The sequence below is a fragment of the Leptospira yanagawae serovar Saopaulo str. Sao Paulo = ATCC 700523 genome (assembly GCF_000332475.2).
GTDB lineage: Bacteria > Spirochaetota > Leptospiria > Leptospirales > Leptospiraceae > Leptospira_A > Leptospira_A yanagawae.
On the sequence record NZ_AOGX02000015.1, the window covers coordinates 914339 to 940507 of the forward strand.

Consider the following 26169-nt stretch of genomic DNA (forward strand, 5'->3'; position numbering starts at 1 on the left):
GGTGCAAAAAGTTTCAACCATCACACAACGGATGCAACTCATCCGTGATTTATTTTATTCTCCTATGTCTGCCTTTGAATCCTATTTTCAAAAATCAGACTTGGGTGGGCGGGATTTATGGTTATGCCATTTACAATTGGCATTATTGGCACCACTTACCAAATTTCTCGGTAACTGCATCCAAATTTTGATCTTTAAAGCCTCCTTTGTTGAAGAAGAAACAAAACTCACTTACACCCAAGGAGTTGGCACCGTATTCTTTTTTTATTTTGGATTCTATTTTGTTGTTAGGATTGTCGATAGTTTTCGGATGTACCACCAAATGCGAGACCGAACAAAAGATTGGGAGGGACCAGAACCACATGTTTTTATCATTTCCTTTTTGGCTTTTTCGGCCACATCCATCTTTTGGATTTTTCCAGCACCGATCCCCTTATTCATGTTAGCTGTTGGTTTTTTATATTCATTACATTTATCTTATTTTTATTTATCCATTCGCAGAGCTTGGAGTTCCTTTGATTTTTTATTTTTTCTATTGAAAGTGGTATTATTCTTTTTGGTTCTACTTTCAATTCCTTTGTTTTTTTATAACCTAGTTAGGACGGTACTCTTTTGAAGATATTTTTGGTAGGAATTGGCGGAATTGCCATGGGCAATTTAGCGTATATGCTCAAACAACAAGGTCATGACGTGTCTGGTTCAGATCAAAATTTATACCCTCCAATGTCTGATAAATTGGTAGAGTGGGGACTGTCACCTAAATCTGGTTATCGCAAAGAGAATGTCAAAGGAGCAGATCTTGTTATTATCGGTAATGCGATCTCACGAGGAAACCCAGAAGTAGAAGAAGTATTAAACACAGGCATTGAATATATGAGTATGGCAGAAGCCATTGGTCATTTTTTCCTAAAAGGGAAAAAACCAATTGTGATTTCTGGAACTCATGGCAAAACCACTACCACATTTCTAACCCATTGGATATTAGAATCAATTGGTTTAAAACCTGGACTTTTTGTTGGAGGGATCCGTAAAGATGGATACCCTGGCTTTGCTCTTGGAGACGGAGATTATTTTGTTATCGAAGGGGATGAATATGATTCTGCTTTCTTTGATAAAAGTTCGAAGTTTTTACATTACAGACCTTATTATCTTGTGATGAATGCACTTGATTTTGATCATGCGGATATATTTGCCAATTTGGATGCGATCAAAGTTATGTTCAAACGGCTGTTAAACTTAGTTCCTAGTCGCGGAAAGGTGTTTTACTGGAAAGGTTCCAAAAATTTAAGTGATATCACAAAAGACTACCAACATGCACCTGTGGAATCATTTGAATTGGGTGATAAAAATTCCATTTTTAAATACGAAAAAGGAATTTTAACAGAGATTCGAACAAAAGCAAAAATCAAACCATCTCTTATTGGTTCCCATAATTATCGTAATGTGGAAGTTGCAGTGCGAGTGTGTCTGGAAATTGCTCCCCAAAAACGAAAAGAAATTTTGGAAGCTGTGGAATCTTTCCCTGGTGTGAAACGTAGACAGGAAAACCTTTATGTTTCCGAAACTAGTTTACTTGTAGAAGACTTCGCCCACCACCCAGTTGCCATCCAAGAAACCATTAAAGCACACAAGGAAGCATATCCTGGTTACAAAATCATTTCTCTTTTTGAACCAAGGAGTGCCACCTCACATAGAAATGTATTCCAAGATGATTTTGCAAAAAGTTTTAAAGGCAGTGATGTGAGTGTAGTCACAGAAGTTTACCAAGTTGACAAAGTGAGTAAAACACTACGCCTCAATGTAAAAAAATTGGTGAAGGACATCAAAACCTATACGAAAAAAGAATCATTTTATGTGGTCTCTCCTAAAGACATTCCTTCTCTATTAAAAAAGATATTACCTCAATACAAAAAAGATAAACTCATCATACTTGCCATGTCCAATGGAGCATTTGGTGGGATTTATTCTGAATTAAAATCCTTAATGGAAACAAGAGAATCACTATGAGCCTATCCCAAGAAATTGAATCCTTAGTCAAAGAGGCTGAGTCTGTCTTAAATGTTGTCACTACTGAACAAGAGTTAGATGCTCTAAAAAACCAGTTCCTCGGAAAAAAAGGGAAACTCACTTCTGTTCTTAAGGGTCTAGCATCTCTATCTGTTGAAGAAAAAAAGACAGTTGGGAAACAAGCAAATGAAGCTCAAACAAAACTCGAAAGTATTGTAGAGTCCAAACGAGTATCCCTCAAAGAAAGTTTTTATGAAAACCAATTGGGAAAGGAATTTTTTGATACACTTCGTCCTCTCCCTAAAAAAGAAAGAGGGAGTTTGCATCCCATATCCCAAATCCAATATGAGATTGAAGATATTTTTACTTCCATGGGTTTCTCCGTAATGGATGGCCCTGAAGTGGAAACGGATGAAAACAATTTTGGTGCTTTAAATTTTACGGAAGACCATCCGGCTCGGGATATGCAAGATACGTTTTATACGGTTGATGGCAATCTACTTAGAACCCACACTTCTGCCATCCAAGTACGGGCTCTCCGAAAATTAAAACCACCCTTTCGTATCATTGCACCAGGTCGTGTGTTCCGGTATGAAGAAGTGGACGCCTCCCATGAAAATACCTTTTACCAAGTAGAAGGGATGGTCGTTGGTGAAAACATTTCGGTTGCCCACTTGATATACACAATGGAAACGCTTTTATCGCGTGTGTTCCGAAAGGAAATCAAAACAAGACTCCGCCCAGGATACTTTCCCTTTGTAGAACCTGGCTTTGAATTGGATATCAATTGCCTTGTTTGCAGTGGAGACGGTTGTAGCGTTTGCAAACAATCGGGATGGCTCGAACTCCTTCCTTGTGGACTCGTCCATCCAAATGTCTTAGAAGCCGCTGGCCTTGATTCCAAAAAATGGACAGGTTTTGCCTTTGGACTTGGCCTTGATCGATTGGTGATGATGCGTTACGGGATCCACGACATCCGTTATTTCCAATCCGGGAATTTACGTTTTCTAAAACAGTTTTAGGTGGTGGCTTTTCCATTGTGGATTTAGGCTAAACTGATAAAACAAAAACTAATTTAAGAATTTGATTTTGTCATCAGATGAAATCAAATTGAATCGATTCAAATGTTCTCGTTGATAATTTTTAAAGATTTCCCTTTTTTTGATTTATAAAAACGAAAATCACTATCGAGAGTGAAGATATTTGGAATTTCATACATATCGGAAATGGTCATAAGTGTTGCATCTGCAAAATCCATTGGTCGATCTGAATACTTGTCCATATAAAACAAAATGGATCTGAATTGTTCATTACCTTGGTGTAAGATTGAAATTGCACCTTGCTCTATCCATTCAATAAAGGCTTTTTGAATTCTTTTGTTGTCTGACAATAAATAAGATACTTCCGTAACAACAGCAAGTGAGGTGAATAATTTACCTTTAAATTGTTTTAGAAAAGTCCTACATGGAACACAGTAATGATCAGATTCATCAAAAAATGCAACGATTGGACCTGTATCAATGATTGCTTTGATCATTTCCGTTTATGAATCAAAGCATCTTTGATGTACTTTTGATGGTTTATCGATTTGTCAGAAATACCACTTTTATATAATCCGAAGTATTTTTCTCCTAACTCATAGGCCGAAGGTTGTTTCGCAAAATGATCGATATAGTAAACGATGGATTCTTTGATGATCTCTGATTTACTTTTATTTTCAATTTTAGCGACTTCTGAAAGTTTCTTTTCTAGTTCCTCAGGTAATCTTAAGCTGATCATACAAGTGCCGTAATACACATGTATCACATTTTTCATTCTCTGTCAAGAGCTTCAGGGCTGACTTCTCACTCAACCCAATAACACAGCTTGGATTTTTCCATCGATCATCTGGAACTCCACTTTGGTTTTTCCTAATTCCAACCCCTCCTTCGATACTATCTCTTTTCCTTCTTTGTCATAGAGGTTTGTGAGAACCATTTCGCCATTGTCTTTGGTCGAACAAACAATGAGGTAAGGTGGTTTTTTTTCGCCACCAGGATTGAAGTAGATGGTTGTAGCAGAGAGAATGGTAGCTTTTTCTTTTTCCTTGGGACTGGGAACATTTACTTCTAAAGGTTTCAGGCCAATGGGTTCTTTCGGTATTTTCTCCGTTTTGTTTTTGGCAAATAGAATCACAGAGTTGATGCTATCAATCCCACCGTTGCCTCCAAGCAAACTTACTTTAGGTGGTTCACTGAGAACATTGGGAATCGGATGTACGGAAAGACCATATTGGCTAGCGATGTCTACAAGTCCCGTAGCCCCGGAGATTGCCATGGCTGCTTGGTAATTCAAGATCCCTCCACCTAAATTGATGGGAATTTCTTTGGATCCATTGGAAATTTTACCGTTACGAAGTGCATTCGCTGTTTCTTTGGGAGAAACTCCAAAATACAATGAGGCTTCATGGATGATCATTCCGGTAAAACAATCATAAATCCAAGCATATTCAATTTCAGAGCGACTGATCCCACTTGATGCTACCGCCCGCTCACAAGCAAGTCCCGCAGGGCTTTTTAAATCTTTTTTTTGGATGAGGTATTCTGCATGGGCACTATGACCTGAACCAATCACATAAATGTGTTTTGCATCCGCCTTAATCACTTTATTATCGATTAACTTTTGTTTCATGGCTTCAGATGTGATGAGGGTGGCAAATCCATGGTCTGTGACAATTGCAATCATTGGTGTGCTATATACACCTGAAAGTGGTTTTTTTAATTGTTTTTCGACCATTTGTTTTTGGTATTGAAAGGCTCGTGGATTGGTTTCAGCTAGGGACCTGAAGTGTTTTGTGATCTCTTCTAAGTCTTCACTTGTCACACCTGTATCAAACATCATTCGTTCGCATAACAAGGAATAGAGTCCGATTAGGGTTGCTCCATAAGGCATCTCCCAATCCTTATGGCAAACGGTTGCTGTTAAACGTTTTAAATCGGATACTTGTTTGAAAACGGATTTGGGAATGTCAGCAGCCGCCACAAGCACCACAGCATAGGGATTTGCTTTTACGATGGTATGTGCCGTTTGGATGGCACCACCAACACTGGCTCCACCAAGATCTACTGTATGGCAGGCAAGACCCCCAAATCCCATATCGTTTGCATCTTTGATCGTAAACCCATACCCCTCTCTACCGAGAGACTGAGCTTCTACGGATACAAAATCGGTGAGGTAGGGTTTGAGGGTTTCTCGGTTCGTTCCTAAAAAACCAAATAGTTTATCAACGGATGTGAAAAGTAAGGAATGGTATTTTTCTAAAGGAGAAAGGTTTTTATAAACTTCCTGGTCAAATTCCGATTCAATTGTGTCGCTAACACCAAGCAAAATAGGGTCCATGGAGCCATATTTAAACTAACCTTCGATATTCATCAACGCATTCATTCGAAAATCTTGTATGATTTGTTTGCAGCGTTCAGTGATCCGATTCAAACATTCTCCAAACTTTTTGCCATTGTAAGCATTATACGAATTAGGATATTCCTTTTCGTTCACTTGGACAATCATATCAGGGTTGATTCGGTTTTTTGCTGTAAGATCTTGTACGGCCACGATGATATTTTTTAGGGCAATACATCCATCCTTCAAAAGATTTTGAGATGCTTTTTCGATGACAATTGCATTCCCGTTGGCATCTAACAAGGTTTTGATGAACTCTTGCATCTTCATGGAAGGAAGACCACGCCGAGTGAGCCCAATTCGCTCCACTTGTAATACTGCATCTTGCAAATAGGAATATTCTGGTGTTCCCTTAAAGATATAAATCAGCACCGGAAGTTCCATTTCTGTAAAATCTAACATCGCTCCATAAAAGTATCGAGTTTCCAGTTTGGCTAAAGGATGGAAGTCAACCTTTTTGTAATTGGCCAACTTCTCAATCGATTCGTCCATGATACGATTTAAAGTTTGTGCTTTTGCTGCTTCTTTTTTTGCTGCTAGTTCTTGGAATTTTGATTTGAGTTGTTCCAAAAAAGTTACTTCTTCCGTGAGAAATTTTGTAATATTCCCACGAAGTTTTAACACTTGGATGTAACGTTGCTCAAATCCAGTTTGGTCAAATGCCTTGGGATTCAATTTCCCATGTTCTTTGTATTCCGATCTAATTTTTTCTAATATGGCTTTTGTTTCTGCTTCGGACAGTTCTTTCATTTCGATTGTTTCCAGTGTTCAATTTCCAAAATGGTTTTATCTAAGTCTTGTGCAAAATAAAGTGAGGCATTTTTTGCATCCACAAACATCAATTGGTTCGCATATTGTAATTGTTTCACTTGAATTTCATTTTTAAGATTCAATATATTCAATAACTGCAAACTTAACTTTTTAAGGTCTTTAATGATGGAATCTGAATGCCTTTGCATTTCAAACAAATGTAAATGATTCAACTTTTCTTTGTCTGATTCAATTAGTTTCATCTCTTCCCGTTTTTCCACAGGTGATTTGGAAATGTAATAGGTAATTGGACGAGGATAAGAGGTCATTTCTTTATGAAGATCGATCATTTTATCGATGGCCTCAAAAACAGTGGCTTCAATTTCTCTTGAAAAATTACCCACAATGTTTTTGTTTTCGGAAGGATCTCCTGTGAGTTCAAAAATCCTTGAGGATTGTAGGTTCCGTATGATGGCTGTGATCCGTTCTCTATAAGTAGCGATGATCTTTAAAAAATCATCAATCCGTTGTTGGGCTGTTTTTTCCCCAGTCCCTTCCTCTAGCCTCATGTTTGCTGTGATGGTAGATGTGTCTTCATCCTCGGGTTTATGAGGCTCAGGTGTGTTGAGAAGTCCTTCGTGGGAAAGAATCTCCTGTACTTTCGGAGGTTCTTCACCTTCAAAGATATCTAAATCTACATCTTCTCGCATCAAGTTCTCTTCTAACACTGGAGTCAGTTTTTCTTTGGAGATTTCTAAAGGTTTTACCCCTTTATCTTGTGTGGTGAGTTTGGGATCAGGTGTAGAGATTAATTTCCCTAAAATGGGATTGGCCCTCAAGTCTTCTGAGATGATCGGCGGTTGAGTTGGAGAAGGTTTCGTTTCAGGATTTGGATCGGTTGAGGTTTGGTTTTCTTTGGTTTGGGAAACTGGATGGTGGGGTAGGACCTCAAAATGGTTCCCAATCAGTTTCAAAATTTCGATCCTTCGGATTTCTTTATTGAATCTTAAGGCATAACGATTGTTATCTTTATCAATATACCGTTGTTGGATTTGTGAAATAGATAGTTTTTGTGGATCGATGTCTGTGATCGAATCAATTTTAATATAATGGTATTTTGATTTTTCAGGAGTCACAGTCGCAAAATTTCCAACAAAGCTTCTGTGAAAGCATATGAGAGTAATACGTTCGGGTCAACTTCCTTCTCCCGAGAAATGAGGCTTAATGTAAAAAAATCATACCGTGAGAGTTCCAATCGTTCATAGTGGCCAAGCTCACCTGGCGGATAGGGTCCAGGTTCCAATCCCTCCAATTTGAGGGATAAAATAGCCATTTTCACCACAAGTCCGATGTCTAGGTGGCGCTCGGTCAAGATTTTGTAAAGTTCGGAATCGATCCAAATAAGAGCAGAAAACATGGTACCTCCGCAGGAAGAGGTCTTGGGAATGTCGTTTGGTACTCATTTTTTTCTCTTTCGCCTTGACCGGCAGAGTGGTACTCAAAAGATAAGTAAAAATTCCTCATAGGGGACATTCCTTGGCTAATTTAAAATCATCTAAAAAAGACATTCGCAGAACTGCTCGTAGAAAAGAGCGAAATGGAGAAGACCGTAGTGAATTGCGCACTTACGCACGCCTTCTCATCAAAGCCATTAAATCTGGCGATAAAACAGAAGCATTATCTGTATTTTCAAAACTTTCTTCTAAATTGGATCGAGCTGCAAAAACAAAACTCATCCACAAAAAAAATGCAGATCGTAAAAAATCTCGTATGGCTCTTCGCATCAATTCCATTGACGCAAAAGCCGCCTAACATTCGCACATAACTCCTAGGAATGAGGCCACCATCGAGTGGCCTTTTTTATTTCTATTTCTCATTTACAGAATTCGAACAGCTAGTTTACTGGTCATAACAACGGGCGATTAGCTCAGCTGGGAGAGCAGCTGCCTTACAAGCAGCGGGTCGGCAGTTCAATCCTGTCATCGCCCAAACCGTTTGCCTTTATTCTTTTTTTATTTCCCATTCACAAACAGCTCGCACAAAGCAAAAAGATAGACTTACAGTGCGAATCCAAGAGCCTTGATCGTATTGTATGCATTTTACTAAAGAGTATGATCTGTCCTCTCTCATGATTTCCATCTCCGGTGTTCGGGGAAAAATCGCACAAGGATTTGGATTGGAAGAGGCACTTGCTTTCTCAAAGTCCTTTGCAACCATGATGAATGGTGGAACGGTTGTGGTTGGCCGGGACTCAAGACCAAGTGGTCCTTATTTAGAATCCCTTCTCACCTCTGCATTGTTAGCTTCTGGATCTTCGGTATTAACATTGGGTCTTGTTCCCACTCCCACAACAAAGGCAGTCGTGAATTTGGCAAAAGCGAATGGTGGGATTATGATTTCTGCTTCTCACAACCCAATGGAGTGGAACGCATTTAAATTTATTTCCAAAAAAGGGTTTTTCTTTTCTGCGGAAGAAAACCAAAAACTTCTATCCATCCTACAGTCTGGGTCTTTTACCAAAGAACAAATTTCTCCGAAAGGTTATATTGATTCTGGAGAAGATTATATCGATCTTCATTTGTCTTCTGTTTTGAAACGTGTAAATGTTAACAAAATCAAAAAGAAAAAGTTTACGGTTTTTGTGGACGCTGTTGGAGGCGCGGGCTCTTATGTAGTTCCAAAGTTCTTACAGATGTTAGGTTGTAAAGTAGTTTCCCATAACTGTAATCCGGATGGAACATTTCCACGACCTCCCGAACCAACGGCCGCCGCCTTAAAAACTGTTGAACCTTTTTTTAAAAAATCAAAAGCCAATATCGGTTTTGCACTCGACCCTGATGCGGACAGGTTGGTTTTATTCACTCCTAAACGTGGTGCCATTTCCGAAGAGTATACCCTTCCTTTGGCTCTAATGAATGTTTTAGCAAATTCCAAGAAAAAATCCAAGGTTGTTGTGAACCTTTCTACCAGTTTTTTGAACGAAGAAGTGGCTTCTCGATTTGGAAGCGAAGTGATTCGCAGTAAAGTGGGTGAAGCAAATGTTGTAGAAGAAATGATCAAAACCAAAGCAGTGTTCGGTGGTGAGGGCAATGGTGGTGTCATTGATCCAAATATCCCTTCCTTTGGACGTGATACACTGTCTGGTATTGCTCATATCTTAAATGTTATGGCGGAAACAGGGAAGTCCATTGATGAGCTGATGGATGAGTTACCAAACCTCTATATGGACAAACAATCTTTCCCTTTAGCTAAAGGTATGTCCTTACAAAGTTTATATGAAAAATTTACATCTGAGTTTTCTCCGAAACTCATTTCCGAAAAAGATGGGTTGTGGATGTATGTTTCCGATTCATGGATCCATATACGGCCTTCCAATACGGAACCTATCTTTCGTGTCATTACAGAAACAAAATCCCAAACTGATTTGGAATCTACCTTAAAGAGGGTAAAACAATGTGTGGAATCGTAGGTTATTTAGGTAAAAGAGAAGCTCTTCCTGTCATCATCAAAGGACTCAAACGATTGGAATACCGTGGCTATGATAGTGCCGGTGTGGCATTGTTAAACGGTGGTTTGGAAATCGTTAAAAAAAAGGGAAAGGTTGCTGATTTAGAAACAGAAATTGGCAATAGAAAATTAGAAGCAAGCCTTGGAATAGGACATACTCGTTGGGCTACACACGGTGAGCCTAGCGATCGTAACGCGCATCCTCATACAAGTTCCGATGGTCATTTGGCAATCATCCACAATGGTATCATTGAAAATTATGGTTCCATCAAAAAAGAGTTAGAAAGTAGCGGACATAAATTTAAGTCAGATACTGACTCAGAAGTCCTTATCCATTTAATCGAAGAAATTAAAAAACAAAATAATTGTTCGATCGAAGAAGCCGTACGTTTGGCTTTAAATGAAGTGGTTGGAGCATATGCGATTGTTGTACTATCAAAAGACAATGAACGAAGTATGATTGCTGCAAGAAAAGGATCACCACTTGTGATCGGAATCGGTGAGGATGAATACTTTGTTGCTTCAGATGCCACACCTATCATTGAATATACGAATAATGTCACTTACCTCAATGACCAAGAAATGGCAATCATCAAAGACGGAAGTCTTGTAGTTAAAAATTTAGAGAATGTGACAAAAACCCCATTCATTCAAAAACTAGAATTGGATTTGGAAGACATAGAGAAAGGTGGATACCCACACTTTATGTTAAAAGAAATTTTTGAACAACCAAAGTCGATTCGTGATGCGATGCGTGGTCGATTGGTTTCGCGCGAACACCATTTGTTCTTAAGTGGAATCAACCAATACCTCAATCGATTTTTGAATGCGGATCGTTTGATTTTAGTTGGTTGTGGGACTTCTTGGCATGCAGGACTCATTGGAGAGTATTTGTTTGAAGATCTGGCAAGGATCCCAACAGAAGTTGAATATGCATCTGAATTTCGTTACCGTAATCCCATAGTAACCGAACGTGATGTTGTCATTGCGGTTTCCCAATCAGGAGAAACTGCGGATACGCTTGCTGCTATCGAACTTGCCAAGTCAAAAGGGGCTTTGATATTTGGAGTTTGTAACGTAGTTGGTTCATCCATTGCTCGTGCTTCACACGCAGGTGCGTATTTGCATGCTGGGCCTGAAATTGGAGTTGCATCAACAAAGGCATTCACTTCCCAAGTCACGATTCTAACGATGATGGCACTTTACTTGGGATTAAAAAGAGGATCTATCTCTCTTTCAGACTACCAAACATTATTATTAGAATTAGATTCTATTCCGGACAAGGTAGCAAAAATTCTAACCAAAGATGAAGAGATTCGAAATATTTCTGAACATTTTTATAGAGCATCTAACTTCCTTTATTTGGGACGAGGATTTAATTTCCCTGTGGCATTAGAAGGTGCCTTGAAATTAAAAGAAATTTCTTACATCCATGCCGAAGGTTACCCTGCTGCCGAAATGAAACATGGTCCGATTGCACTCATAGACGAAGATATGCCAGTTGTTTTTATTGCAACAAAGGATAGTTCCTATGAAAAGGTTATTTCCAATATACAAGAAGTAAAAGCTAGAAAAGGAAAAGTAATCGCTATTGTTACTGAAGGTGATACCGAAATCAAATCGATGGCTGATTACACTTTTGAAATTCCAAAAACTGCTGATGCTTTGGTCCCCTTACTTGCAGTCATCCCATTACAGCTGTTATCGTACCACATAGCAATTCTTAGGGGATGTAATGTGGACCAACCTAGGAATTTAGCAAAATCGGTTACAGTGGAGTGATTTGTGAATCTCCTATTAGATGATTCAAAACGAAATCCTGCATTAGAACCACTCTCTAGATTCCATTCTTTTTTTGAATGGAACTTGGGAGGTATGTCCTTACTTGAAAAGTTAGAAAGGAAATACCCTGGTGCCAAAATCTTTTACAAGGGCCCGAATCCAGATTTTGAAACTTTAATTTTTAATCGTTATCCACATGTTTTACCGGCTTCACTTGAAACTTATGATTCGATTTATAGCTCTGATTCTTTTTTGCCTTGGGAATTATTGGGAACTGTCACATCCATCATCGAGGACACCCTCAACATTGAAAAAGAATGGAAACGATTCCGTCAAAAGTACAAAGCAAAACAATCAGGATTCCATATTGTTGGAAAAGAAAAACATTTGTACATTCATGCTGGTGCCACTGTGTATCCAGGAGTTGTTTTTGATACCACTCACGGTCCCATCCTTGTGGAAGATGGTGTCAAAATATCTTCTTTTAGTTTTTTAGAAGGCCCACTATTTATCGGAAGAAATAGCCAAATTGACAATGCTCGCATCACTGGTGGAACGCTGATTGGAAACCAATGTCGCATTGGTGGTGAAGTAGAAAATTCTATCATTTTAGATTTTACCAATAAACACCATGAAGGTTTTTTGGGGCATAGTTTTGTTTCCAATTGGGTCAATTTAGGTGCTTTGTCTACGACTAGTGATCTTAAAAATAATTATGGCATCGTTAAACTAAAAGTAGGTGAATCAATCGTAAATACTGGCACCATTAAGTTTGGTTCCATCATAGGTCCCTTTACCAAATTGGCAATTGGTGTGATGTCAAATACAGGTACGGTTTTTGATATCGCAAGTAATGTTGTGGAATCCAGAATCCAAGGTTATGTGCCAGCATTTACATGGATCAAACCTGGTGGTCGGTATCGGTTAGAAGAGTTTTTATTTGATACAAAAAAAATTATGGCTCGTCGGAGTATGAATTTATTTGAATTTGAAGACCATTATTTAAGAAAATTATATGGAAAGTTTACGGAGTGAAACATGACACCTAGTTTACAGGCACATATCAATTCCGGAAAGTCTGTGGAAATAGATGGCCTTAGTTTTTTTTATTTAGAAGAAGGCAAGGGTGATGAAATTATACTTTTGTTACCAGGTTTTTTGACCACTTCCTATAACTATCGTAAACTGGTTGAATTATTATCTACCCATTACCGCGTGATCGCATTAGATTTTTTGGGTACAGGTTTCAGCAGTCGGCCAGATGGGCCCTTATCTCATAGACTACAGGCTCATTACCTTTCCCCGTTTTTGGAAAAAGTAGTAGGTGATAAAAAAGTACATGTGGTCGCCTATGATTATGCCTTGCCTATTTTGTGTTTTGCATTTAAGGAACATGCTAACCAATTCAAGTCTCTTTCGATTTTAGGTGGGTTTATGAACTTACCAAAATTTAAATTTTATTTTCCATTACATTTTTTACGTTTACCGCTGATTGGTGAGCTCTTTTCATTTTTGTTCAGGCCACCTTTGCTTCGATTTTTTTATAAATGGTTTTTGGTGAAAAAAACTCATCATTTTACAAGTGAGTGGGAAAAGACCATGTATCATTTGTTATTCGAAGGAAAAAATCGAAAAAACACTTTGGAGTTTGTTCGGAATGTCGACCGTTCCACTCATGCGTTACGAGAAATTGAGGAAGGTGCAAAAAATTTTGTTGGCCTCAGACAAATTTACATTGGGGAAGAAGACTATCGTATCTCTCCAAAACAAACTGAGTACATGAAAGAAACCCTTCGTACAAGTAGTCTGATTTTTTTACCTTGCAAACATTTAGCAATGGAAGAATGCCCAACCGTCGTTTATGAAAAACTCCATTACTTCGTAGATAGTTTTTCTCATAAAAAAACCAAAACCTTCCACTTTAACAAACAGAACAAGGACTGATATGGAACGACTGATCTCCAAAGTGAATCCCCTTTCTTCGGACTTTATAGCCAATCGTACAACATATTTGGAAACTTTGGTTCCAATTCGAAAGACAATCGAACAAGTGAAGTTAGGTGGTGGAAAAAAAGCTTTGGAAAAACACAAAGCTAGAGGAAAACTCACTGCAAGGGAACGTATCGCAGAACTCATTGATGCAAACACGGAATTTATGGAAATCTGTGGGCTTGCTGCAGAAGCCGTGTATCCAGATCCAGTGCCTTCAGCAGGGATCATCACAGGTATCGGTAAGGTAGAAGGAATAGACTGTATGATAGTTGCAAATGATGCAACTGTCAAAGGTGGAACGTATTACCCCCTTACTGTCAAAAAACATATACGAGCCCAGGAAATTGCTGAAAACAATTTTTTACCATGTATTTATTTGGTGGATTCTGGTGGCGCATTTTTACCCATGCAAGATGAAGTTTTTCCAGATAAAGATCATTTTGGTAGGATCTTTTTTAACCAAGCACGTATGAGTGCAAAAGGAATTTCTCAAATAGCGGTTGTTATGGGGTCTTGTACGGCTGGCGGTGCTTATATCCCAGCCATGTCTGACGAATCCGTGATTGTAAAAGGCAACGGAACGATTTTTTTAGGTGGTCCTCCCCTTGTGAAAGCAGCAACAGGAGAAGTTGTGACGGGAGAAGAATTAGGTGGGGCAGATGTACATTGCCGTATATCAGGCGTTACAGATCATTTTGCAGAGGATGATTTTCATGCTCTGGAAATCACACGTTCTATTATCAAAAATTTAAATGCCAAAGCGGATTCTCCTGACAGAGAAACAGAAGAACCTTTATACCCGACAGAAGAAATTTATGGAATCATCGAAAGAGATTCCCGTAAATCCTATGATCCAAGAGAAATCATCGCAAGGTTAGTGGACGGGTCACGTTTTCATGAATTTAAAAAGCTATATGCAACTACCATAGTCACTGGTTTTGCCGAGATTTATGGATACCCAGTGGGAATCATCGCAAACCATGGAGTGCTTTTTTCCGAGTCGGCACTTAAAGCAGCACACTTCATCGAACTCTGTGACCAAAGAAGAATCCCCCTACTTTTCCTACAAAACATCACTGGATTTATGGTAGGGAAAAAATATGAAAACAATGGAATTGCACGTGATGGTGCCAAAATGGTGAATGCAGTGTCCACAACTACCGTTCCTAAGTTAACAATTGTTACAGGTGGGTCATATGGTGCAGGGAATTACGGAATGTGTGGCCGTGCTTTTGCTCCAGAATTTTTATGGATGTGGCCCAATGCACGGATTTCAGTGATGGGTGGGGAACAAGCTGCCAATGTATTATGGACTGTGAAAAAGGACCAAAAGGAAGCAGCAGGGGAAAAGATTTTAGCTGAGGAAGAAACCACATTCAAAAAACCAATTTTGGAAGATTATGAAAAAAAATCGTCTGCTGTATACAGCTCTGCACGACTTTGGGATGATGGAATCATTGATCCTGCCGATACAAGGAATGTACTAGGTAAGGCACTGTCGATTTTAAGTCGGCGAAAAGAAGAAAGAAAACCGTTTGGTGTCTTTCGAATGTAATTTTTTTCCTTTTCATTTCCATTTAAGGTGCAAACGTAAATCAAATGGTCATCCACGAAACGTCATCTCATCAAGTAGTCGTTATCACCATTGAAGGTGAAGTCGACTTGTACAACGCAAAAGAATTGAAAGATATTTTAGATGAGAAAATGCGCAAACACCAATATGAAATCGTGGTTAACTTAGAAAAAGTTCCTTTTATGGATAGCTCTGGGATTGGAACTCTTGTGACGGCCATGTACAAACTTAAAAAATACCATGGAAATTTGAAAGTTTGCAGTGTTCATGGATCGGTTGCCAAAGTTTTCAAAATGACAGGTATGGAAAGCCACTTAGAGGTGTTTGAAACAGAAGACATGGCAGTGCAGTCGCTCATCAATGAAAGGAATTCTCATTCGGAATGAGGGAGTTGTAGTCCTTGTTTCACTGTTTCCATTACTGATTTCCCTTCCAATAATTCTAAAATGTACAAAGCAAATTCAAAGGCAGAGCCAGGTCCAATACTCGTATGAACACGGTTATGCGATTCAATTCGATTCCCTGTATACTTTCCACCTTCTCCTTTTACCAAATCTTCTGTTGAAGGAAATGCTGTGTAAGGATCCTCTTTTGAAATGATTTTTAATTTTCGTAAAACAGCCGGAGCGGCACAAATTGCGGCAATGTGTTTTTGAGAATTATGGAAAGAATGTAAGAGAGAGTGAACCTCCCCTTCGGCCAATAGATTTTTTGTGCCATTCAGTCCACCCGGCAAAATCATGGCATCAAAATCATCTGCCTTCACTTCAGAAAAAGTTTTGTCTGCCAAATGAATGGTATTTCGTGAAGCAATGATGGGTTCTTTTGTTTTACTGACAGAAACAACTTCAACCTTGCCACGGCGAAGGACATCAATTAAGATGATCGCTTCCATTTCTTCAAAACCTGGACATAGGGGAACCAAAACCTTACTTGCCATACTAAGACTTGTTTTGCTAGTTACAAATTGTTCAAGTTTTTTTGTAAAAAAACGATCCCAAGAAATGGGAACTTTCCCCCCGTTTCATGGGTCTGATACTATAGGAGAGAGTGTTCATTGTCTATGACTGAGAAAAAAACGAATCCTTTACGATACATAGCCGTCGCGTTTAGTTTTTTATTATTGGGGACTTTTTTGTCTCCCATCCTCACTTGCGGAAATTCATCAGAAAACCCGTTACAACTGAAAGCAGATGGCAGTGATAAACTATCACCTGCACAAACCCAAGCTGTAGCTTTAGAAGATGCGTTCCAAGAAGTATTCGATAAGGTTTCCCCAAGTGTGGTTTCCATTGCAACGGAAGGGACTGTGAATGTTCCCTTACATCCATTTGAATATTTTTTTGGCCCACCTCAAAACCAAAGAAAGGGCTCGCGCCAACAAAGGTTATCTGGATTAGGTTCTGGCATTGTGTTAAACGAAGATGGGTACATCATGACAAACCACCATGTAGTGGAGAACATGGATAAGTTTACCGTAAAGTTGAAAAACAAAAGTGAATACGGAGCAAAACTCATTGGTTCTGATCCTACTGCTGACATCGCTTTATTAAAAATTAGTGCTCCCAAAGGAACTCTTGTTCCCAGTTTGATTGGTGATTCGAGTAAAGTAAGAGTAGGGAACTGGGCCATTGCCATTGGTGCTCCCCTTGGACTCGAACAATCCTTTACCGTAGGAGTTGTTTCCGCCATCCAAAGGGGAGGTCTTGACCGATCTGGTCTTGCGTACATCCAAACCGATGCAGCCATCAACCAAGGGAATAGTGGAGGGCCACTCTTAAACATTCGTGGTGAAGTGATTGGAATCAACCGAATGATAGTGAGCCAATCCGGTGGATCTGATGGAATTGGATTTGCCATCCCCATCAACGAAGCTCGCAGAGTGGTAGAAGAGTTAAAGGTAAATGGATCAGTGGCACGAGCTTGGATTGGTGCTGGTGTGGACCACATCACCGACCGAGACTTAGCTCAATTTGGATTAAAAAGCAAACAAGGTGCCATCATCCACCAAATCGTAAAAGGTTCTCCAGCTGACAAAGCGGGATTGCAGTTGATGGATGTCATTGTCGAAGTGGAAGGAAAACCAGTCCGAACCCCAGATGAACTCGTTGGATTGATTGTGAACTCCAAAATTGGCAAACGCATTGAGTTAAAAATCATCCGAAATAAAAATGAAATCTTGACGTCCATCACTCCAGAGAAGAAACCCAATTGAGGTGAGTTTACGAGAAGATTGGATGCAAGCGGGCGAAGAAGAACCAAACCTTCGCCCTACAAAACTGTCTGAGTTCATCGGACAAAAAGAGGTATTGGCCAATCTCTCGGTCTATGTCGAAGCGGCACGCAAACGAAAAAGCCCCCTCGACCACGTACTCATTTCAGGCCCACCTGGGCTTGGGAAAACAACTCTTGCCAATATCATTGCCAATGAACTTGCCGTTGCCTTCACTCCTACATCCGCTCCTGCGATTTCAAAGGGAGCTGATTTGGTAAGGTTTCTCACCTTACTCAAAACCAACGAAGTTCTCTTTATCGATGAAATCCACGGTTTCATCAAAAAACAGGAAGAACTCTTATACCCAGCCATGGAAAACTTTTTTGTGGACCTTGTTGTGGGGGAAGGCATCACCGCAAACGCTTTGCAGATCCAACTCCAACCATTCACATTGGTCGGAGCCACCACAAGGTCGGGTCTTGTCAGTGATCCACTCAAATCTAGATTTGGCATCCATCTCAAACTTGATTTTTATACCGATGAAGAGATGCAAATCATCGTGGATCGATCTGCCAAACTTCTCGGTGTGGAATTGGGAGAAGGTGTTGCCATGGAAGTTGGTAAACGAAGCCGTAAAACCCCAAGGATCGCAAACCACTTACTCAAACGCGTAAGAGATTTTGCAGAGGTAAACAACGAAACATCTGTTAGTCTAAAAACCTGTCGGTATGCGTTTGACCGCATGGGTGTGGACCATTTGGGACTCGATGCCGTTGACCGCCAAATTTTGGACATCCTGATTTCGCGTTATGGCGGAGGACCTGTGGGCATCAAACCCATTGCGGTTGTGCTTGGTGAAGAAGAACGTACCATAGAAGACACGTACGAACCATTCCTCGTACGTGTGGGCCTAATTGACCGCACCCCACAAGGCCGGGTGGCTACGAAAAAAGCTTACGAACATTTGGGACTTCCGTATATTGGAAATACGGGAGAAAATCGTGAAAATGGCCCCACTCTCTTTTGATTTCCGATTACCCGAAAAAGAAGAAGGGGAAAAACGTCTTTTTTTCGCCTTTACCTTTGTAATTTTGATTGCTTCCTTTTTTTTAGCTCACCTCATCACACGTAATATGTTATGGAAGATGTGGGCAGAGGAACAAGCGACCGAAACCCTTGGACCAAAAGAACAAGAAAAAATCTACGAAGTCCTCGTCGAACAACAGTTCATCAATCCAGACAAAAAAGATGAATACAAAGCCTTATCTAACAAAGATTCGGCGGGAGGCGGTGGTGTTACCGAAAAACAAGGTTTTCATACACTCACCAAATTTCATGAATTTGTGATGGGAAGTTCTTCTTCTACACCGAGTAAGGCACAACCCAAGTCGGAACAAACCAAAGAAGATGATATTTTTGAATTTGGAATCTTTAAGGCAGATCCAAAATCCAATGCCAATGCACAGGAGAGCCCAAACCAGTCAGCAAGTTCTGGTCAGATGACAAAAATTCCTTTTAATTATCGTTTCCAACAAGACTTCTTGTTCCGATGGGATGGTGCAAAAGCATTAACGATACCCACCAAACAGCTCGCTGGTTATTATTATTTCAAAAACATGTTGAAACGAATTGAGGAATCCTTTGCCCCACCTGGTGGAGGGAACTATGCTTACCGAGATATGGCGGGAGTTGTAGCCAGGGAGGGGATCAAAGAAGGGGAAACCAAAGTTTTATTTATGTTAAGTGAACAAGGACAAGTTTTGGATGTTCGTTTGGTTTCTTCTCAAGGCCAAGTCGTTGTCGACCAAGCTTGTATGGATTCTATCCGTGGGCAAAATTTTGGCCCAGTACCTGAAGAAGTAAAAGCCAAAGGACTCATCTTTGGCATCAATTTTATTTTTCCAGGAATGCGTTACTATCGTTAAAACGTTAGTTAGTTCCTTCATTTAAAAGGCTACAACCATATTGTTTGGATTGGAATTTTGCGGTATTGGTTTTACCAAGACCTCTTACGGTAACAGAAGTATTTTCTTTGTCTAGTTTGAATTCACTAATCGGAACCCATTGCCTTGCAAAATCATGGCATTGTTCTTCCGATAACTCCATCACAAAGTAACAACTGCAATACTCTTTGGAATAAAAGCTGGAAATGATGGAAGGAAAACTAGAGAGGTGTTTCCAATTCCACTGTGCCCAAAACAAAAGCATTAAGAATAATAAAGATAAAATGACTGAGATTTTACGTTTCATAAGATTACCGAATTACCGATTCCTTAATTAATTTTAAAAAATCATTTTTGATAAAGGCTTTTTCCCGATCATCTCCAAACCGAACAATGATTAGATCTAAGCTTGGAATCACATACATCATTTGCCCCCAATGCCCAAGAGCAGCGAAGGTATCTTTCGGCGCATCAGGCCAAGGTTCGTGGATGCCTCGATCGGGCACACCTGTGTTGGCATACCAATGAGCAGTATAATTATCCTGAGATAAATCTTCTGAGTATGGAGTTGTTTTGTAACCTGGAGCAGGGGTTCTAGTGAAATTCACCCAACCTTCAGGTAATAAACGTTCTCCGTTCCAAACTCCATCGTTTAAATACAAATAACCAATTTTGGCAAGGTCTCTCGCTGTGAGATAAAGATAAGATGAACCAACAAACGTACCTGATCCATCTCTTTCAAAGGTAACATTCGAAATTCCTAATGGTTGGAAGATTTTTTCGAAAGGGAGTTTATCGTATTCCTCTTTGCCATACACTTTTTTTAAGATCGCTGAAAGGATATTGGTATCACAACTTGAGTAATACACCTGCGTGCCTGGTTCCGCGCGTAAAGGTAGGTTTGCACAAAAATTGCCCATATCCGATCTGCCTCTTGTATACAACATCGCAATGACGGATGATTTTAAAGGACCACTTTCATACCCTTCCTCAGCGGCAAGTCCTGAAGACATATTCAATAAATGACGGATAGTAATTTTTTTATGAGACTCATCTCGGCTGAGAGGTTCGTAATGATAATACCCTGGGTCATCTAATTTGATGAGACCTTGTTTGACAGCAATTCCATACATGGTTTGTAATACACTTTTTGTAACTGACCATGTTAGGTGAACTTTCTCTTCATTAAAATTACGCGCATATTTTTCATAAATGAGTTTTCCATTCCGAAGGATAACAAGTGCATCCGTCCTTCTTCCTTTGCGGTCTGTCTCATCACCAGTTCGAGTGAAGGCATACTCTTCAGCTAATTTGAGTTTTGCGGAAGAAACACCTACCGATTCGGGGGTGACTATTCTCCAGTTGGGAATTGGCCATTCAGGTTTTAATCGTTTTGGTAAAGCTTGTACATTGACTTCTCCACCAAAGGGAGAAAGATCTTTTCCACAGTGGATCGTAAAAAGAACAAAGATGAAGATTAGAATTTGTTTCATAGAATTCCCAAAGATGATTCGAAAGAGAATTCTAAGCAGATAAAATCAGTTTGCAAAGGAAAAAAGCGAATGATTATACTTTTTCTGCATAACCCTTTAGTTTTTGTACCATAGAAAAGAGTCCATTCCGCCTTGAGATGGATAAAAATTTTGAAAGACCTACTTCTTCAATAAAACTGAGGGAGGCATTTGCTATATCTTCCGGACTTTGTCCTGAAAACACGCGTATAAGAATGGCGATGAGTCCCTTGGTAAGTGCAGTATCACTATCGGCATCAAATTCCAATTTTCCTTCTTTGAGTTTTGGTGCGACCCACACTCTTGATTGGCATCCTGGTACTAAATATTCTTCTGTTCGTTTTTCATCTGGGAACGAAGGTAATCCTTCACCTAACTCAATTAAATATTGAAACTTTTCTTCCCAGTCGGTAAGCTCGGAAAACTCGGCGATGATTTCTTTTTGGATTTCCTCAATGTTTTGTTTCATCTTTAGAACTTCCTTTTGGGATTTCTGCGAACTTATCTTTTTTTCTCATGTAAAACTGATTGAAGTTAGACGTAGAAAGGTTTTTGATTTCTACTCGATTGACCGTAGCAACTGTTAATTCAAACAAATCTTCATTTTTATGAAAGAAATAATCCATCCGAAGTTTTTCATCCAACGGATATTCGACACCTTCCCAAACTAATTTTTTGTTTTCAAAGTCTACATATAAACATTCTGGAGGTTTTGCCAATACATAACAAAACTCACCTGGTTTTGGTACACCTTTATAAAACAGTCCGCAACCAAACATTCCAAAACTGATTGTTACAAAAAGGAATGGGACTCGTTTCTCATTAAGAGGTTGGACGATTGATTTGAAAGATTTGATTGTTTTGCCTTTGTTCGCTAAAATTCTAATAATGGAAGGATTGGTTTTCATTCTTTTTTATCCAAAGATAAATCCAATTTTGTTTTGAGACCTGGTTTTTCTTTCATAAACTTTGATACCAAAATTGGAATCTCTGGATTTTTTTTCCCTGTGGAAATATAATACTCTTCTAAAAGATCGATGCCTTTTTGAGATAAATTCTGCAAATGAAAGATAGTTGCTTCAGTGATGATTGATGTTTCAGTGATTGTGTCAGGGTTTGTCGTTTTGGCTTGTCTCAGTAAAGACAAAGCACCCACATAATCCTTTTTGTAATACTTTCCAAGACCACGCAAAAAATTTTCTTCCCTAGGTGTAAATTGGATCCCTAATTTATAATTTGGATCTTTTGTAATGGTGATCAATTTATCAAGCCCAGTGGCATCACCAGCTAACATCGTATTAAAAGTTAGTAACCAAATGTAAACCGATTGGAGTTCCAAGGAAAGTTTGGATCTGTCAATGTTGCCATATTCCTGAATCAATACTTGTGGGCGTTTGACTCCGCGATGGGTTTCCCCTAAAAATAATAAAACTAAATTATTTTCCCAATCGGAAAACGGCGAGGACGAATAGGATTCTGCGGTCCTTGCATTCCAAAAAATGGAATCCAAAGTGGATTCGGCCAAAACGGAATTTCCAATAAATTCTCGGAAAGGTGATCCTAAATGTAAAATCAAACTATCATGGTCGAATTGGATCCCAAGGCGGTTCAAATTCCAAAACAAACTACGGGCAATTAAGTGAAAGGCAACTGGATCTGTTGGGTCTTTTTCCGAATAGGTAACAGCAATCGATTGGAAATCTTCGATTTCCTTTTCCTTCAGGTTTCCCGATTTCCAAAGTTCTATCGTTTTTTCTTTGGTCTTTTCTGCTCGAACGCTTTGGTCTTTTGCAAAAAGAAAATAAATTTCTTTTCTATAGGTAAACCCTAAAGCGGAGAGGCCTAACGCTAAAACCAATAAAAATAGCGGTGCCTTGGATTTCTTCTTTCTATGTGGTTCGTACCGAGAGTAAATCGCCATCGTTTGATCCCATTTTTTTTTGCCCTCCCCACTTGACACGGCTTTTTCTTTGTGATTTAGTGAGAAGGGTATGGAAGATGACTTTTTAGATGATGACGAATTCGACGCAGAGAGCCTAAACGAAGACGTCGTAACATATGCTTGTGAAGACTGTGACCATCGTTGGGAAGCAGAAGGTGAGGATGAATACCTCGATTCTTGGGAGTTAATTTGCCCGATGTGTGGATCATCCAACATTACCGAACTATAATTTGACCTTATCCCAATCTTTTTTTTGTTTTTTATTCGTCCCAACATTACTTTGGAGCGAATCCTCTGGATTTTCGCTCTTATATACAGAATTTAAAAAAGGGAACTATTCTCTTGTTTCTAAACAATCGCTCCAGTATCTCAATGGACGCGAACCTGAAAAGGATCCTCGGATTTTTTTTCTGTATGTTTCCACGGAAGAAAATTGGTCAAATCTAAAACTACGAGTAGGGAAAGAAGTTTCACCTAACTTTCGTTCCTCTGTGCATTATTGGAACGCTATCTATTTGTTTATGGAACGGGCTCTCGTATTTGGAGAATCAGACTTACTTGTTGAATGGGGAAAAGAATTCCAAAAATCGGGAAAACAAAGTCCTAAGTACAATGATGCCTTATTATTGTATGGTTTTGGCCTTTTGGACTTAAAAAATGATTCGGAAGCAAAAAAGATTTTTTCGGAAATTGAATCCAATTCACCCTCCAAACAGATTCTTTCCCAATTAGAAGAAATGAAAACGGTAACCAAATAAATGAAGGGTTTGCGTATCTCACAGGGGAAGTGGAAAGGAAAAGAAATCCCGACACCTCCCGATGTTTCTGGTCATTTAAATTTTACCAACAGTTTGGTGAAAAAAGCCATTTTTTCTCTAATGGATTCTCGTTTACTCTCTTGGGGACTGAGTTTCGATTCGATTTTGTTTTGTGACTATTTTGCAGGGAGTGGTCAGATCTCTGCCGAAGCGTACAGTTTGTCCGTAAATCGACTGCTCACTTATGAACTCGATCAAACTAGATTTCGGAATTTACATAATTTGTTTCGTGGGTTGCGTAATGTGCAATTATTTCGGAAAGATGCCACAAAACATGTATTAAAATGGGAGATAGGTGACGAAACTGCTTATATTTTTTATTTAGATCCACCGTATACCTATTGGTCAGTAACACCAGCTCGTATGCAAACGATGTTGGAAGAATTGTATCAGTTTTGTTTATCCACTGGAAAACCTTATTTAATACTATGTCAAATCCCCGAACATCAAACTGTGCAAAATATCTGGGTAAATGTTCCCTATAAAATCAGAGAGTATGGAAGCCATCTCATCATTGAAACAGGTTATGAAACAAATCAAACATTGGAAGATTGATGTTTCTCTTTCGTTTGTTTTTCTTAATTTAAATTTTTTTAATTTTCAAAAATTCATTTTTTTTGTTTCGATTTTTTATTTATTCTTTTTCACAACAACGTTATTTGCCTTCCCAACTTATACGGAAGTAAAATCCAATTACCAACCTTCCGACATTCGATTTTATGATCGGAAGGGAGAACTCATCCAACGTTTGCGCATACGTAAAGACTATCGATCTGAAGATTGGGTTGAATACCAAGAATTTCCAAAGTATTTAGTAGATTCGATTTTACACGCTGAAGACAAACGGTTTTTCCAACACAATGGTGTGGATGGGAACGCCATCATCGCATCGTTTTGGACAAGTCTTAAAGGGTCATCCCTTCGCGGAGCATCTACAATTTCCATGCAACTTGCCACGATTTTAGACCCCGAGTTGCAACCAAGTCCGAACAAACGTAAGTCGATCTTTCAAAAAATAAAACAAATCAATCGGGCAAGAGAACTGGAATCATTTTGGACCAAGGAAGAAATTTTCACCGCTTATGTAAATTTGATTTATTTTCGTGGAGAATTAAAAGGGATATCAGCTGCTGCAAATGGACTTTTCCGAAAGTCAGTGAGTGCACTCACACCAAACGAATCCTACTTACTTGCCGCACTCATTCGATCTCCTCAAAGTCCCATTGAAACGATTGCCAAACGCGTGTGTGCCCTTAAATGGGAAAGAGATGGTGGAAACTCTGATTGTGAAGATGTCTCAAGATTTGTAAGGGAATCGTTATTTCGTAATACAGATTATGTACAGTATCCATCTTTAGTCCCTCAATTTGCGAAATCCATTTTAGGATGGATGCCTTCCTTGGAAAAAAGTTCCGACAAAATTGAAACTACTTTATCCTTTTTTTACCAAAAGAAAGTAGAAGAAATTTTAATTAGAAATATCAAAACTTTAGAAAATCGAAATGTTAAAGATGGAGCTGTGATTGTTTTAGAAAACAAAACAGGAAATGTTTTGGTTTATGTTTCTAATATTGGAAAAGAAAGTTCTGTTTCGCATTTGGATTTAATTCGCACCAAACGACAAGTAGGTTCTACTCTGAAACCTTTTGTATATGCTTTAAACTTTCAAAAGAAAAAATTAACACCAAATTCCATCTTATCCGATTCACCCATCGGGATTTCCGTGTACCAGGGTATTTATAGGCCTCTCAATTATGATAAATCTTACAAAGGGAATGTTACGGTGAGAGAAAGTTTGGCATCGTCTCTTAATATTCCAGCAATTCGTGCTTTGTCATATTTAGATGTGAATGAGTTTGTTTCATTACTGGAAGACCTTGGAATCCAAGGATTACAATATCCTGAATACTATGGACCTTCACTTGCTTTGGGTGCAGCTGACATTAGTTTATTAGAACTTACCAATGCGTACCGTGTATTTGCAAACGGAGGAACCTATTCTCCAGTGAATTGGGTACAGGAGTCTAATGTTAGAATTGCAAAACCAATATTTTCACCCCAAGTGAGTTATATGATCTCCGATATCCTTTCTGACCGAGAAGCAAGATCCCTAGGTTTTGGTTGGGATAATTTTTTATCAACATCGTATTATACCTCTGTTAAAACAGGTACAAGTCAAGATATGCGTGACAATTGGTGTATCGGTTATTCAGAACATTATACAGTAGGAGTATGGGTTGGCAATCCCACAGGTGCACCGATGTTAGATGTTTCAGGGATCACCGGTGCCGCACCTGTTTGGCGAGAGACGATGGACCTATTACACGAATCATTGGGTTCCAAATTACAATCTCCGTCGGAAGCAATATGGACAGAAGAAAACAAATCAAATGAGGAAAAATCTTCGTCTAATCCAAACGAGATAGAAAAAACAAAATCATTTAGAATTTTGACACCTGTGAGTGGGAGTATTTTTGCAGTGGATCCGGATATCCCAAGTGGCCGACAAAAAATCCTCTTTACAATTAGTTCTTATGATGTTTCCTATTCGTATTATTTGAACGATATGTTTCTCGCAAACGCTGGAAGTCCCTACCTTTGGGAACCTAAAAAAGGAGAGTATCGTTTGGAAATCAAAGACAAGGAAAAGAGAGTGGTCTCATTGTCTTTTTTTGAAGTTCGGTAGGTACC

At 39.1% G+C, this 26169-nt stretch carries 29 protein-coding genes and 1 tRNA gene; 18 read left to right on the forward strand and 12 right to left on the reverse strand.

The genetic code is table 11. The features are described 5' to 3' along the window. Position 1: 1 nt before the first annotated feature. Genes LEP1GSC202_RS08030 through pheS form a run of 3 tightly spaced genes read left to right on the forward strand, consistent with a single transcriptional unit; the run spans position 2 to position 3029 of the window. Positions 2–616 carry a hypothetical protein gene (locus LEP1GSC202_RS08030; RefSeq protein WP_015676903.1) on the forward strand — a complete coding sequence of 205 codons (615 nt, stop codon included), beginning with the start codon at positions 2–4 and terminating at the stop codon, positions 614–616. Next, positions 613–2007 carry a UDP-N-acetylmuramate--L-alanine ligase gene (locus tag LEP1GSC202_RS08035; protein ID WP_015676496.1) on the forward strand — a complete coding sequence of 465 codons (1395 nt, stop codon included), beginning with the start codon at positions 613–615 and terminating at the stop codon, positions 2005–2007. Before LEP1GSC202_RS08030 ends, LEP1GSC202_RS08035 begins: the two co-directional genes overlap by 4 nt. Further along, entirely contained in the window at positions 2004–3029 is a 1026-nt protein-coding gene (gene pheS / locus LEP1GSC202_RS08040; protein WP_015677073.1) for a phenylalanine--tRNA ligase subunit alpha, read from the forward strand. The genes LEP1GSC202_RS08035 and pheS overlap by 4 nt, the downstream gene beginning before the upstream one ends. 98 nt (positions 3030–3127) lie before the next feature. Here pheS and LEP1GSC202_RS08045 read toward each other — a convergent pair whose 3' ends face one another. The 6 genes from LEP1GSC202_RS08045 to LEP1GSC202_RS08070 all read right to left on the reverse strand — a co-directional run bounded on the left by LEP1GSC202_RS08045 (position 3128) and on the right by LEP1GSC202_RS08070 (position 7612). Beyond that, positions 3128–3544 (reverse strand): type II toxin-antitoxin system VapC family toxin, encoded by a 417-nt coding sequence (locus LEP1GSC202_RS08045; RefSeq protein ID WP_015676630.1) that lies wholly within the window; start codon positions 3542–3544, stop codon positions 3128–3130. Then, the gene (locus LEP1GSC202_RS08050) at positions 3541–3786 is read right to left on the reverse strand and encodes a ribbon-helix-helix protein, CopG family (RefSeq protein WP_015677462.1); all 246 of its coding nucleotides are present in this window, start codon (positions 3784–3786) and stop codon (positions 3541–3543) included. The genes LEP1GSC202_RS08045 and LEP1GSC202_RS08050 overlap by 4 nt, the downstream gene beginning before the upstream one ends. Positions 3787–3855: 69 nt before the next feature. Continuing rightward, on the reverse strand, positions 3856–5385 hold the full coding sequence (locus LEP1GSC202_RS08055) for a thiolase family protein (RefSeq protein WP_039928381.1): 1530 nt from the start codon (positions 5383–5385) through the stop codon (positions 3856–3858). A 15-nt stretch (positions 5386–5400) separates the two neighbouring features. Further along, complete coding sequence (locus LEP1GSC202_RS08060) at positions 5401–6195, reverse strand: hypothetical protein (RefSeq protein ID WP_015676335.1); 795 nt, start codon at positions 6193–6195, stop codon at positions 5401–5403. Beyond that, positions 6192–7331, reverse strand: coding sequence for an LIC_10450 family protein (locus LEP1GSC202_RS08065; RefSeq protein WP_015676694.1), 1140 nt, complete (start codon positions 7329–7331; stop codon positions 6192–6194). The genes LEP1GSC202_RS08060 and LEP1GSC202_RS08065 overlap by 4 nt, the downstream gene beginning before the upstream one ends. After that, positions 7328–7612, reverse strand: coding sequence for a hypothetical protein (locus tag LEP1GSC202_RS08070; RefSeq protein WP_015676551.1), 285 nt, complete (start codon positions 7610–7612; stop codon positions 7328–7330). Before LEP1GSC202_RS08070 ends, LEP1GSC202_RS08065 begins: the two co-directional genes overlap by 4 nt. A 119-nt stretch (positions 7613–7731) precedes the next feature. Between LEP1GSC202_RS08070 and rpsT the strand changes: the two genes are divergently transcribed. The 8 genes from rpsT (at position 7732) to LEP1GSC202_RS08110 (ending at position 15435) form a co-directional block, all read left to right on the forward strand. Continuing rightward, positions 7732–8007 carry a 30S ribosomal protein S20 gene (gene rpsT / locus LEP1GSC202_RS08075; protein WP_015677273.1) on the forward strand — a complete coding sequence of 92 codons (276 nt, stop codon included), beginning with the start codon at positions 7732–7734 and terminating at the stop codon, positions 8005–8007. A 104-nt stretch (positions 8008–8111) separates the two neighbouring features. Further along, a tRNA-Val gene (locus tag LEP1GSC202_RS08080) sits at positions 8112–8184 on the forward strand. Between the two features lie 103 nt (positions 8185–8287). After that, entirely contained in the window at positions 8288–9664 is a 1377-nt protein-coding gene (gene glmM / locus LEP1GSC202_RS08085; RefSeq protein ID WP_039928384.1) for a phosphoglucosamine mutase, read from the forward strand. Further along, the gene (gene glmS, locus LEP1GSC202_RS08090; RefSeq protein ID WP_015677107.1) at positions 9649–11484 is read left to right on the forward strand and encodes a glutamine--fructose-6-phosphate transaminase (isomerizing); all 1836 of its coding nucleotides are present in this window, start codon (positions 9649–9651) and stop codon (positions 11482–11484) included. The genes glmM and glmS overlap by 16 nt, the downstream gene beginning before the upstream one ends. Before the next feature lie 3 nt (positions 11485–11487). Beyond that, on the forward strand, positions 11488–12519 hold the full coding sequence (locus LEP1GSC202_RS08095; RefSeq protein WP_015676856.1) for a GlmU family protein: 1032 nt from the start codon (positions 11488–11490) through the stop codon (positions 12517–12519). A gap of 3 nt (positions 12520–12522) precedes the next feature. Next, positions 12523–13428, forward strand: a complete 906-nt coding sequence (locus LEP1GSC202_RS08100; protein ID WP_015677359.1) for an alpha/beta fold hydrolase — start codon at positions 12523–12525, stop codon at positions 13426–13428. A gap of 1 nt (position 13429) precedes the next feature. After that, positions 13430–15031 carry a carboxyl transferase domain-containing protein gene (locus LEP1GSC202_RS08105; protein WP_015676943.1) on the forward strand — a complete coding sequence of 534 codons (1602 nt, stop codon included), beginning with the start codon at positions 13430–13432 and terminating at the stop codon, positions 15029–15031. Between the two features lie 44 nt (positions 15032–15075). Next, on the forward strand, positions 15076–15435 hold the full coding sequence (locus tag LEP1GSC202_RS08110) for an STAS domain-containing protein (RefSeq protein WP_039928388.1): 360 nt from the start codon (positions 15076–15078) through the stop codon (positions 15433–15435). On the opposite strand, the gene LEP1GSC202_RS08115 is transcribed toward LEP1GSC202_RS08110, so the two are convergent. Further along, positions 15423–15989: a DJ-1 family glyoxalase III gene (locus LEP1GSC202_RS08115; RefSeq protein ID WP_015676514.1), complete on the reverse strand. Its 567-nt coding sequence runs from the start codon at positions 15987–15989 to the stop codon at positions 15423–15425. The two genes, LEP1GSC202_RS08110 and LEP1GSC202_RS08115, sit on opposite strands and share 13 nt — an antisense overlap. 123 nt (positions 15990–16112) lie before the next feature. Between LEP1GSC202_RS08115 and LEP1GSC202_RS08120 the strand changes: the two genes are divergently transcribed. Genes LEP1GSC202_RS08120 through LEP1GSC202_RS08130 form a run of 3 tightly spaced genes read left to right on the forward strand, consistent with a single transcriptional unit; the run spans position 16113 to position 19189 of the window. Next, on the forward strand, positions 16113–17264 hold the full coding sequence (locus LEP1GSC202_RS08120; RefSeq protein WP_051125300.1) for a trypsin-like peptidase domain-containing protein: 1152 nt from the start codon (positions 16113–16115) through the stop codon (positions 17262–17264). A 22-nt stretch (positions 17265–17286) separates the two neighbouring features. Beyond that, positions 17287–18291 carry a Holliday junction branch migration DNA helicase RuvB gene (gene ruvB, locus LEP1GSC202_RS08125; protein WP_039928680.1) on the forward strand — a complete coding sequence of 335 codons (1005 nt, stop codon included), beginning with the start codon at positions 17287–17289 and terminating at the stop codon, positions 18289–18291. Beyond that, a complete protein-coding gene (locus LEP1GSC202_RS08130; protein WP_015676359.1) occupies positions 18272–19189 on the forward strand; it encodes an energy transducer TonB in 918 nt (305 codons plus the stop codon). The genes ruvB and LEP1GSC202_RS08130 overlap by 20 nt, the downstream gene beginning before the upstream one ends. A gap of 4 nt (positions 19190–19193) precedes the next feature. On the opposite strand, the gene LEP1GSC202_RS08135 is transcribed toward LEP1GSC202_RS08130, so the two are convergent. The 5 genes from LEP1GSC202_RS08135 to LEP1GSC202_RS08155 form a co-directional block, all read right to left on the reverse strand. Then, the gene (locus LEP1GSC202_RS08135; protein WP_015676941.1) at positions 19194–19514 is read right to left on the reverse strand and encodes a hypothetical protein; all 321 of its coding nucleotides are present in this window, start codon (positions 19512–19514) and stop codon (positions 19194–19196) included. A gap of 4 nt (positions 19515–19518) precedes the next feature. After that, positions 19519–20700: a serine hydrolase domain-containing protein gene (locus LEP1GSC202_RS08140; protein WP_015676663.1), complete on the reverse strand. Its 1182-nt coding sequence runs from the start codon at positions 20698–20700 to the stop codon at positions 19519–19521. A 73-nt stretch (positions 20701–20773) separates the two neighbouring features. Next, complete coding sequence (locus LEP1GSC202_RS08145; RefSeq protein ID WP_015677241.1) at positions 20774–21187, reverse strand: SufE family protein; 414 nt, start codon at positions 21185–21187, stop codon at positions 20774–20776. After that, a complete protein-coding gene (locus LEP1GSC202_RS08150; protein WP_083930008.1) occupies positions 21171–21497 on the reverse strand; it encodes an LIC12806 family lipoprotein in 327 nt (108 codons plus the stop codon). Before LEP1GSC202_RS08150 ends, LEP1GSC202_RS08145 begins: the two co-directional genes overlap by 17 nt. Positions 21498–21622: 125 nt before the next feature. Beyond that, positions 21623–22639, reverse strand: a complete 1017-nt coding sequence (locus tag LEP1GSC202_RS08155; RefSeq protein WP_015677519.1) for a hypothetical protein — start codon at positions 22637–22639, stop codon at positions 21623–21625. Between the two features lie 70 nt (positions 22640–22709). On the opposite strand from LEP1GSC202_RS08155, the gene LEP1GSC202_RS08160 reads away from it, so the two are divergent. Genes LEP1GSC202_RS08160 through pbpC form a run of 4 tightly spaced genes read left to right on the forward strand, consistent with a single transcriptional unit; the run spans position 22710 to position 26164 of the window. After that, positions 22710–22889, forward strand: a complete 180-nt coding sequence (locus LEP1GSC202_RS08160) for a hypothetical protein (RefSeq protein ID WP_015676599.1) — start codon at positions 22710–22712, stop codon at positions 22887–22889. 1 nt (position 22890) lies between these two features. Beyond that, positions 22891–23418 (forward strand): hypothetical protein, encoded by a 528-nt coding sequence (locus LEP1GSC202_RS08165; protein WP_015677352.1) that lies wholly within the window; start codon positions 22891–22893, stop codon positions 23416–23418. Then, complete coding sequence (locus LEP1GSC202_RS08170) at positions 23419–24033, forward strand: RsmD family RNA methyltransferase (RefSeq protein WP_015676459.1); 615 nt, start codon at positions 23419–23421, stop codon at positions 24031–24033. Then, positions 24005–26164, forward strand: a complete 2160-nt coding sequence (gene pbpC, locus LEP1GSC202_RS08175) for a penicillin-binding protein 1C (RefSeq protein ID WP_015677221.1) — start codon at positions 24005–24007, stop codon at positions 26162–26164. The genes LEP1GSC202_RS08170 and pbpC overlap by 29 nt, the downstream gene beginning before the upstream one ends. Positions 26165–26169 lie beyond the last annotated feature (5 nt).